The organism is Microcystis sp. LEGE 08355, from assembly GCF_015207185.1.
GTDB classification, from domain to species: Bacteria; Cyanobacteriota; Cyanobacteriia; order Cyanobacteriales; family Microcystaceae; genus Microcystis; species Microcystis panniformis.
In genome coordinates this window covers 1-8,871 of the sequence record NZ_JADEXI010000152.1, presented here as the reverse complement: position 1 = coordinate 8,871, position 8,871 = coordinate 1, and the positions used below count along the sequence as shown (strand labels likewise).

The window sequence follows — 8,871 nt, the reverse complement described above, 5'->3', positions numbered from 1 at the left end:
ATCTAAAAACCTTGTTGGGTAAGACTTTTAGACTTTTTTCCCCTTAAAAAGTGCCAGCCATTGGAGGGATCGGGGGGAAAATTCCAGGACTTTTTCTCTGAAAATTAGGTAATTGACCAGATGAGAATCGGTAAAAACCTACACCCCACACCCCACACCCCACACCCTGTCCCCACGAAAAACTTTTTCAGCAGACCCTAATTATCCCCAAAATACTCTGGGGAGTAACCTAAATAACCAACCTTAAAAAAACTCGCTGCTACACTTGAGTTAGTAGATGCACCCTGATGAAAAAGGAGAGTCAAAGAAAGCTCTCCTTTTTTTTTGTTGAGAAAGCAATCCGGGGGATTTAGCCGCGGTTAGCAGGTAGTTTCGCCTTGCGTGCCATGTCTTTGAAACCATTCAAACTTGGACCAGGGCGACGGCGAGACATAGTGGGAGTAATCAAGTATTTTGTCGCAAATTCCACTTCTTGCGGCTCTACTTTACCGTTAGTAGCGGCTATGGGTGCCGGTGCGCTCACAGGAGCGGCGGGAGTTTCTTTTACTTGCTTTTCTTTCTTGATAGAAGTTTTTTGGGCTTTTTTCTCGGCTACAGGGGCGGCTGCAGACTTCACAGCAGCGGCGGGCGCTTCCACAACAGGGGCGGCTGCTGCCGTGGTTGCTGTCGCTTTTTCTTCACCATCGGTTTCTTTTAGTTCTAGGTAAAAGTCAGATTTTTTGCCACCAAAGAGATTTTTTAACATCGGGGATCACTCCGAGAGTTGGGAAAATGTAAAAGACTAGGTATTTAAAAATTTATCATTGACCGGGATCAGGCAGCAAACAAGATTATTCTCTTGACAATTTCTCTCCTTCATCTATTTTTCTCTGGATAATCCTTACCAGAAAAAGTGTTTTAAAATAAGTTAAATTTACAAAAATTAACAAAAATCAAGAACGAGAAACCCCGACGCAAACAAGGGCAAAAACTGCTAGAGACGTTGTCAGCAACGTCTCTAGATTATTTATTGGGGATTTAGCCGGCTGCGGGTACACGGCTGCCGCTAACTCCTGGTGCAGGACCACGACGAATATTGGTTTCCGCTTCGATGGGAACGAATTCAATATGATTGAGGAGGGTAGTAACGAAAGCAAAGAGTAAAAAAGGCAAAGAGAGGACGACGACTAACCCCACGGTAGCGAGGGCGAAAATTTGTCTAGTGCTACTCCAAAGAGCTAGAGTGGAAGCCAGAGTAAGAAAAATAACGATTAACCAGACGATTATTTGTCCGTAAATATCTCCGAAGGTGAGGGTGCAAACCATGCGATAGTTACGAAAATCCTTATCCATAACAGTAAACCCGTAGATAGTCAGTTATTGTTTTAGGGTAAGTCTAGAATCGTTAGCTTGGTCAATATTTAAAGGTTTTTATAAACACTTGTTGATAAATCTTTACAATTCCGCCCCGAGCGGGTAGCCAAATCTAGAGATAAGTAGGGAGGCACAATTATTTGTAGGATGGGTTAGCGGTAGCGTAACCCATCGGGGCGTTGGGTTTCATGCTTCAACCCAACCTACGTTCATCTTATATTTAATTCCACCCACCTACTTAAGAGCGGTATTGTTTGGTTGCTCTCCTCAGAATTGATAAGAATTGCTAAGAATTACCAAAAAACTGGCCATAATTTTGGCGAACGCTCTTTACAATTAAATTATAAAGGCAAGGAGGAGCAAGCCTAATGAAAACTTTTGTTGAGCGTTATTGGTCTTGGTTTAATTGGACAACCTTAGCGATGGTTGTTCTCGGTTTCTGGTTAAGTGCCAGTTTCGTCATCGATTTAATCATTCTCCCCAGCTTATCCGTAGCTGGCATGATGACACAAAATGGCTTTGCCAGTGCTGGTTACTTGCTATTTGGCATTTTTAACCATCTGGAATTAGTTTGTGCGGCGATTGTGCTGTGTAGCTTTGTTGTCTTCCACCGCTATCATACCTTAATCCATCTCCCCGAACATCGATCGCTTCTATTCGCTGGTGTTCTCTTAGTAATCACCCTAATTTACACCTATTTTCTCACTCCCAATCTGAGTGCTATGGGTTTACTGGCTCCCGTTGCCGCGTCGGGAATGTCGGGAGAAATGATGTCTTTGCAGATTGGTTACTGGTGTCTAGAAGTGGTTAAGGGTTTAATAGCTTTCACCCTGTTGCGCTGGTGTTGGCGAGATGCCTTTAAGTTAGCTTAGTTGTTGATTAAAAGCGGGGTTCAACCCGCTTTTTTTAGTTCTAGCAATATAATCCGCCTATTTGATTCCTGAACAGAGACGCAGCACAACCATCGAAGCCAAGAATACAAGTCATAAATATTTTACACTTCATTTAGGCGTTCTAGGGGATTCCATGATTGATAACGGACAAGTTTAATAACTTGCTATCTAAGAATAAATCAGAACGTAGGTTGGATTGAAGCATGAAACCCAACGCCCGCATGGGTTACGCTATGCTAACCCATCCTACAAATAATTGTGCCTCCCTACTTATCTAAGAATAAATCTAGGGGATTCCATGATTGATAACGGACAACTTTAATAACTTGCTATCTAAAAATAAATCAGTTACAATCTTTACAAATTAACTTCGTCTGTGAGGAAAGCTGGAAGTGTTGTTAAAAAAAGCCAAAAGAAACAGCCAGATGAGACACATATTTTCCGGAGGAATTTTCATTGCCTCCTGTGTGGGTACAGCCATACTTGGCGATGGGGTGAAGGCCCTTCCTTCCCCCTTAGACATTGACGCTGCTTCTATTCGGGTATCCCAGGAAAAAATTACCATTAATTCCCCCGTGGAATTAGAGAGGACAGAAAGAGTTCTGACAACCAATTCCTTCTCGACAACAGAGGGATTAGCCGATAGTAATCTGCCCTCATCCTTAGAAAATAAACTAGGGAAATCTTCCCTCGATACTTTAGCAACAGAAAAGACCAGGACAATTTCAACCCTAGAAGAATGGAAGGCGAATCTAGGGACAACGCAAGCGAGTCAGCTTTTACCAGCAGGGGATAATAACTCTCCAGAAGTCGGAAAATGGCAGGCACAAGCATCCACCCCCGTTGATACCAATGTTTCCCCCGAATTGCAGCGTTTACGTCAAGAGTTTCTGATTGAGAAACCGCAATTAACGCTACAAACCCTTTCTGCGAAACTGGCGGAATTTGTGGTTGCCCCTAGTGCCAGTATTTCTACTCCCATCGGTTTTGGAGCGAATTTTGGGCAGATTTTCGGTGGTTTCGGTTTCCAGTCGAGAACCCGTTTTACCAATCAAGCAGATGGTGGGTTAGCCCTAGGGGGCGGTTTGGGAGACCCCCAGAAAATTGTCGGTTTAGATGTAACTCTGGCGATTTTGAGCCTTTTTGGTGATAATGCCGGACGGGGCAGTTTTAGCTTTAAAATTCACCGTTCTCTGCCAGAAGGTTTTGCTGTGGCCCTAGGATTTGAAAACGCTATTAACTGGGGTGGGACAGATGGCAGTAGCAGTATCTACGGGGTGGTGAGCAAATTTTTTCAGTTAACAGAAACAACGAAAGAACCCTTTAGTCAATTGACGCTCTCTTTGGGTGTTGGTGGTGGTCGTTTTCGCTCGGAAGGAGCCATCGAAGATGGGGTAAATTCCCTGGGTGTCTTTGCTAGTGCGGGTTTACGAATTGTTGAACCGGTCTCGGCCATTGTCGAATGGTCGGGTCAAGACTTAAACGCAGGTATTTCCCTGATTCCTTTCCCGAAAATCCCCTTGACGATTAACCTTGCGGGTGCTGATTTAACGGGGAATGCCGGGGACGGCGCTCGCTTCGTCATGAGTATCGGCTACAATTACTTTTTCCCCCGTTAGTCGTTTTTTACATTGTCTAATTTAGTTTTTTTGAATGAGGATAAAGACCATGTTGATGAAATGGTTGACTAATTGGCAAGTTTCCCTAGTGGCGGCGGTTTTGCTGACCAATGCCCTAGTCTCTCCCGTTATGGCGCAAACCGGCAACCAATCCGATATCACCGGGCCAATTCTTTCCACCGGTGATTTTGCCGGTCAAACTATCCCCATCACCACCACGGTGACGGGATTGGGATTTCAGGGGGGAGAACCTGCTCAAATCTCTGTTAATCAGGCGGCTGCTTCTGTGAATACTCAGTTAGCTGATAATAATTTAACCTCCCCCACGGGTACCCCGATTCCCGCAGCCATTCAGGAATTGCTCCTGAGCATCTTAACCGGGGATGCACAGGCGGGTAATAATATCAATGCTGTCATTGCCGGTCTTTACTCAGCCCCCGGCGCACCGCCTTTAAATGTCATTCAAGACTTATTGGACAGCTTAGAGGGACTGACCAGGGATGAGAAGGTAGTTCCAGCTAAATTGCTGGCGGCGGTGCAGGCCTATAATGCGATGATTTTAGCCAGTAACGAAGAGTTTCTCCGCAATCCTCCCGCAGAACTGCGAGCAATTCAAGCATTCTTAGCTAAATTGGTGCAACCCACTATTAGCTAACCCGCATTTTCCCGGCTCACTTCACCATAGTCTCCTTGGATTAGAGGGCTGTGGTGAAGGCTCCACGGTGGGCGCGGTGGTTGGCTGTGAGGGAGTTAGAGGAGGGGTATTTCTTCCCCCTAAAGATTCTTGGAGCTTGTCGCGCAGTTTTTTGGCGGTATCGGAGTTAGGATTAATTTTGAGAGCTTGTTCGTAGGCGGCCAGCGCCTCTTGGGGGCGTTTCCAGTAGGTCAAGACCAGACCTTTCCCATACCAAGCTTGATAGAGTTGAGAATCGAGTTGCAAGGCTTTTTCATAGGCGGCATAGGCGAGGGCTAATTGTCCTAACCGCCACATTTTATTGCCTTGATTAAGCCAGTTTAGGGGATTAGTATCGTTATTATTGGGAACTTCAAAAGCCTTGTATAATTCATCCCCAATTTCTTGCAAAGATAAGGCATTGGGGGGCGAATTTTCGACATTTATCTGCCCTTGAATGCCAGACTGGGGTGCTAATTTCAAAAAAGTAGTGATGGGAATAGCGAGACTAAAGCCAATTGGCACAGGAACCTTTGCGATTTTTTCGGCTTCATTTTGTCCGTGAACCGCGATGACTCGTCCATTGAGATCCAACACTGGACCGCCACTCATGCCCCCATAGGTGACACTGGTATAAACTATCTCATACCCCAACTCTGGGGGAAATATTTTCAGCAAGGGTGTAATGGCCTTGGGTAGCACTTTCCCCACATTGAACAATCGTTTCCGCTGGCCGATAAATTTCGGGTCCGGCCATCCAGAAGCAAAAATAAATTGTTCGTCAGCTACTTGATAGTTAGCCAAGGTCGCTAATTGATAATTTTGGTCGCTCTGAAACTGCACGAGAGCTAGATCTACTCCGGGTAATTTTTTGATGCTATTGTAATCGAGCGGATATTGCTTGCCATCCCAGGTAATAATTTTTAGTTGATCGTAATAGAACTTGCAGGCATCTCTAGCATCTTTACAGATTACATGACTAGCAGTAAGAACAGTATAAACTTTTCCTTCTTTGGCAATAATCGATCCAGAGCCATTAGCAGTAATTTTCCCATTCGCCCCCTCTTCTTCTGAGGGGATTAAAACGGTAATCTTTTCAGCAATTTTTTCTATCTGCTCAGTTGTTGATGCCTTAGCAATCTGAGGAGAAACCACAAACACCGCTAGACCAACTAGGGCGGCGGAAATTTTCAAGAAATTGTTGCTCATTCTGGTTTAAAAATACAGTTGAGTGGAATTTACCAGAGTGGTGTGGGAGCGGGATTCTTTTCTCTTGGGGTTGACGAGGGTGGAGAAGGAAAATCTTCCGAGAAAGTGGGTTCTCTATGGGTGGGAACCGATGGGGGTGACACTGCGGGCCGTTGCCGACTGGAAGCAGATAGAGAAGATGACCCCGATTTTAAAAAAGTCCCGATAGGAATCGCCCAACTTAATCGACTCATTTGTTCCCACAGTGCTGGTGAAGTCACTGTTCCATCAGCAAAAACGTAGGATTTACCCCAGAGAGGATAAGCATGAATCCCGTTAATACCAATAACTTTACCTTGCCGATTCAGCAGCGGTCCGCCACTCATACCATTTTTAATCTTATTGGTGTAGCCGATTTGGTAGCCTCCCGAAAAGGATTTATCACTGAAAAGCGACACTTTACCCACGGTGAAGGTAAATCCTTGTTCTGTCGGGCGATCGCCATCGTAGGGAAAGCCAGCGGCGAAAACTTCATCTCCGATAGCGAGATCATCGACATTAGCCAAATCAGCAATAGAATAAACTTGGCTACTGCGAAAAGAAACTAAGCCTAAATCATAATTATTCAAGCGAACTGTTCTGACCAACTCACCCCGATGTATCTTGCCGTCAGGGGTTTGTATTTGCCAACCCCGATAGCGATACCGCCCTAAAACATGGTCATTCGTGAGGACCTTGTAGGAAGAACCCTGCTTTTCAACTAAAATGCCCGAACCCCAGCCTTGCCCTGATAACACCTTAACGGTAATTGCTCTGGCTAACTGACGCAGCTGTTGTTCTGAAAGTTGCTGAGAGCTATAGGCATTGGCCTGGTTAGGTTCCAGAGCGGGAGCATAGCTTTGGACAGCAAGCAAAGGTGTGGACAGTCCCAATAATAAACCGCCCACACCAGCCAAAATTCTTTTTATCGCCCGACTCACTTGATTACTATGCTCCTATCTATAGAACTAGAAAAGTTTACCAAACAGCGGGCGTTGGGTTTCCTTGCGTCAACCCAACCTACCTTATCTATAGAACTAGAAAAGTTTACCAAACAGAACCGCCCGATGGTTTTTGGGGCGACTGTTCGGGAGAAGTCTCCGGCAGTGGAGAGGGGGACGAACCGGTAGCCAGATTTGTTTCCACGGGAGCATTTTCTAGGAATTTGTTGAAATAGACAATGACAGAATCCGATGAGCTTTCAAACAAAGGCTGGGTGTAGCCTGTCTCCCGGAGGTCGAATAGCTGTTGGATTTTCTCGGTTGCGTCTTCCCCTTTCTTGAGGGTAAATAATAGGTTACTGCTATTTGCTCGTTCTCGTCCATGACTAGGGGAATAGATGACCGGCAGACCATTGAGATAGCCAGTGGTAATAATATCAATTCCTCTAGGTCGAGCGTCAAGGGTATTGAATCGTTTAGTTACTTCTAGACACCGTTGCCGGGGAGTGTAACCGGAACCGCTAGAATAACCAGAAACCCAACGAATCACAGGTTTGCGTTCATTAGGGCGGACTTTGACATAGGTTGTGGGAACTCCCACATGGGGGCCTGTCACTGGTAAAAGACACTCGAATCTGGCTTGAGCTTGGCTCGGTGATTGTAAGGTCAAGGCAGGTCCTACACCAATCAGAGCAATAGTCAGAGTTTTTGTCAAAGTTTGTAATGTCATTGTCCTTATTCTAATCCTGCAAAGGGACTCTACTATACACTTCAAAGGTAGCTATTATCTCTCCGCAAAACCAACAAAAGCAAGGCCTTTGCAACAATTCTTATTTTTTTGGATTAGCTTTTCTTCAAACTCCTTTAAGAGAGCAATCAGATGAGTTGGTTTACCCCAAAGCGGACCAAACTTCTAACTTACTGACCACACGACGAATCACCTCATCGGTAAACTCACTCATGGTCATTTGGCCCCCTAAATCGGGGGTTTTTTTGCCCTCGTGAATAGTTTCAAAGACACTTTCATAAATTGCCCGAGAAGCTTTACGCGCCTCGTTAGTTTCGATATAACCTAACAAAGCTGCCGAGGCTAAAATCATCGCCATGGGATTAGCGATATTTTTGCCCTCTAAAGCCGGGGCCGTGCCGTGGGGAGCTTCTGCCATAATAGTTTTAACTGCTAAGGTCTCCTCATCAAATCCTAAAACTAAACTTTCGGCCCCGGCAATACTGCCATAGAGTTGCAAGACAAAATCGGATAATAAATCGCCATCGCGATTAAGTGCCGGAATCACCAAAGCTTCGCCGTCGGTTTGTAAAAGTAGGGCAAAAGTTGCATCAATTAACAGGGGTTGATAACGCACTTCCGGATGTCTTTGGGCCGCCGCGTCTAATTCCTCTTTAAACATCCCTTCGTAGGTGGCACTAACGGTGAATTTTGGGCCGCCAAATACCCGCGCCCCGGTTTTTTTGGCCTGTTGAAAGGTAAACTCGGCCACGGCGCGACTGGTAGCCCTAGAAATGCGGGAGGTGCGATAGGCAATTTCATCGCCGGTGGCCGTGGTTTCTCGCCATTCTTTGGCCCCGTAGGCATCGTCAACGGCCATGCGGACAATGGCAATGGGAGAATAAACGCCCCCAATCGGACGAATACCGGGGATACGGCGACCGATGCGGAGGATTACCTGAGAATTCATTGCTTCTCTTAAAATAGCGTTGGGACTGCCCACATCTCCTTTAATTTCTGGGGTGATAGTGGCAGCTTTCAGGGCTAATCCGGTTTTGAGAGTCGCTTCGGCGGCCTCATGAACCACTTGATTGTTACTCTGGCGACGCTGGGCTAAACTAAGATCAAAATCGGCAAAGTTAAGCGGTTGACGAATTATCGAGGGTTGCAACACTCTCAGGGCTTCTAGTAATAGTTCTTCTCCAGTTTGGTCGCCGTGCATGACCACAATGGTGGGGATATTTTCCGTCATAATTTTTGAGTTTTAATAAAAATTTTCAAGTATATGTTAATGCTTAATTTGCCTGTTAATCGGCTAAAAAAGATACTTTTTACCTTAATTAATTCTGTAGTTTTATCAATCTTGTAAGTAGCTGGTTATAATTAAATTGAAGATAGATTTTGGGTTCGATCCCCCCTGCCCCCCTTTGATAAGGGG

The 8,871-nt window shown here is 45.4% G+C and carries 9 protein-coding genes; 3 read left to right on the top strand and 6 right to left on the bottom strand.

Annotation, left to right across the window (positions count from 1 at the left end; genetic code table 11):
• Positions 1 to 349 precede the first annotated feature (349 nt).
• Positions 350 to 745, bottom strand: coding sequence for a hypothetical protein (locus IQ242_RS10015; protein WP_193959860.1), 396 nt, complete (start codon positions 743 to 745; stop codon positions 350 to 352).
• Between the two features lie 272 nt (positions 746 to 1,017).
• Positions 1,018 to 1,332, bottom strand: coding sequence for a hypothetical protein (locus tag IQ242_RS10010; protein WP_002766309.1), 315 nt, complete (start codon positions 1,330 to 1,332; stop codon positions 1,018 to 1,020).
• 389 nt (positions 1,333 to 1,721) lie between these two features.
• Between IQ242_RS10010 and IQ242_RS10005 the strand changes: the two genes are divergently transcribed.
• From IQ242_RS10005 to IQ242_RS09995, 3 genes are all read left to right on the top strand, one after another.
• A complete protein-coding gene (locus IQ242_RS10005; protein ID WP_002758944.1) occupies positions 1,722 to 2,225 on the top strand; it encodes a hypothetical protein in 504 nt (167 codons plus the stop codon).
• Positions 2,226 to 2,638: 413 nt separating this feature from the next.
• On the top strand, positions 2,639 to 3,865 hold the full coding sequence (locus IQ242_RS10000; protein ID WP_193959859.1) for a hypothetical protein: 1,227 nt from the start codon (positions 2,639 to 2,641) through the stop codon (positions 3,863 to 3,865).
• Positions 3,866 to 3,914: 49 nt separating this feature from the next.
• Positions 3,915 to 4,520: a hypothetical protein gene (locus IQ242_RS09995; protein ID WP_193959858.1), complete on the top strand. Its 606-nt coding sequence runs from the start codon at positions 3,915 to 3,917 to the stop codon at positions 4,518 to 4,520.
• A gap of 21 nt (positions 4,521 to 4,541) precedes the next feature.
• Here the strand turns inward: IQ242_RS09995 and IQ242_RS09990 are convergent, their stop codons facing one another.
• The 4 genes from IQ242_RS09990 to IQ242_RS09975 all read right to left on the bottom strand — a co-directional run bounded on the left by IQ242_RS09990 (position 4,542) and on the right by IQ242_RS09975 (position 8,685).
• Positions 4,542 to 5,747: a tetratricopeptide repeat-containing serine protease family protein gene (locus IQ242_RS09990; RefSeq protein ID WP_193959857.1), complete on the bottom strand. Its 1,206-nt coding sequence runs from the start codon at positions 5,745 to 5,747 to the stop codon at positions 4,542 to 4,544.
• A gap of 29 nt (positions 5,748 to 5,776) precedes the next feature.
• A complete protein-coding gene (locus IQ242_RS09985) occupies positions 5,777 to 6,706 on the bottom strand; it encodes a serine protease (RefSeq protein ID WP_193959856.1) in 930 nt (309 codons plus the stop codon).
• Between the two features lie 106 nt (positions 6,707 to 6,812).
• A complete protein-coding gene (locus IQ242_RS09980; RefSeq protein WP_193959855.1) occupies positions 6,813 to 7,436 on the bottom strand; it encodes a COP23 domain-containing protein in 624 nt (207 codons plus the stop codon).
• A 160-nt stretch (positions 7,437 to 7,596) separates the two neighbouring features.
• A complete protein-coding gene (locus IQ242_RS09975) occupies positions 7,597 to 8,685 on the bottom strand; it encodes an isocitrate/isopropylmalate family dehydrogenase (protein ID WP_002766299.1) in 1,089 nt (362 codons plus the stop codon).
• Positions 8,686 to 8,871 lie beyond the last annotated feature (186 nt).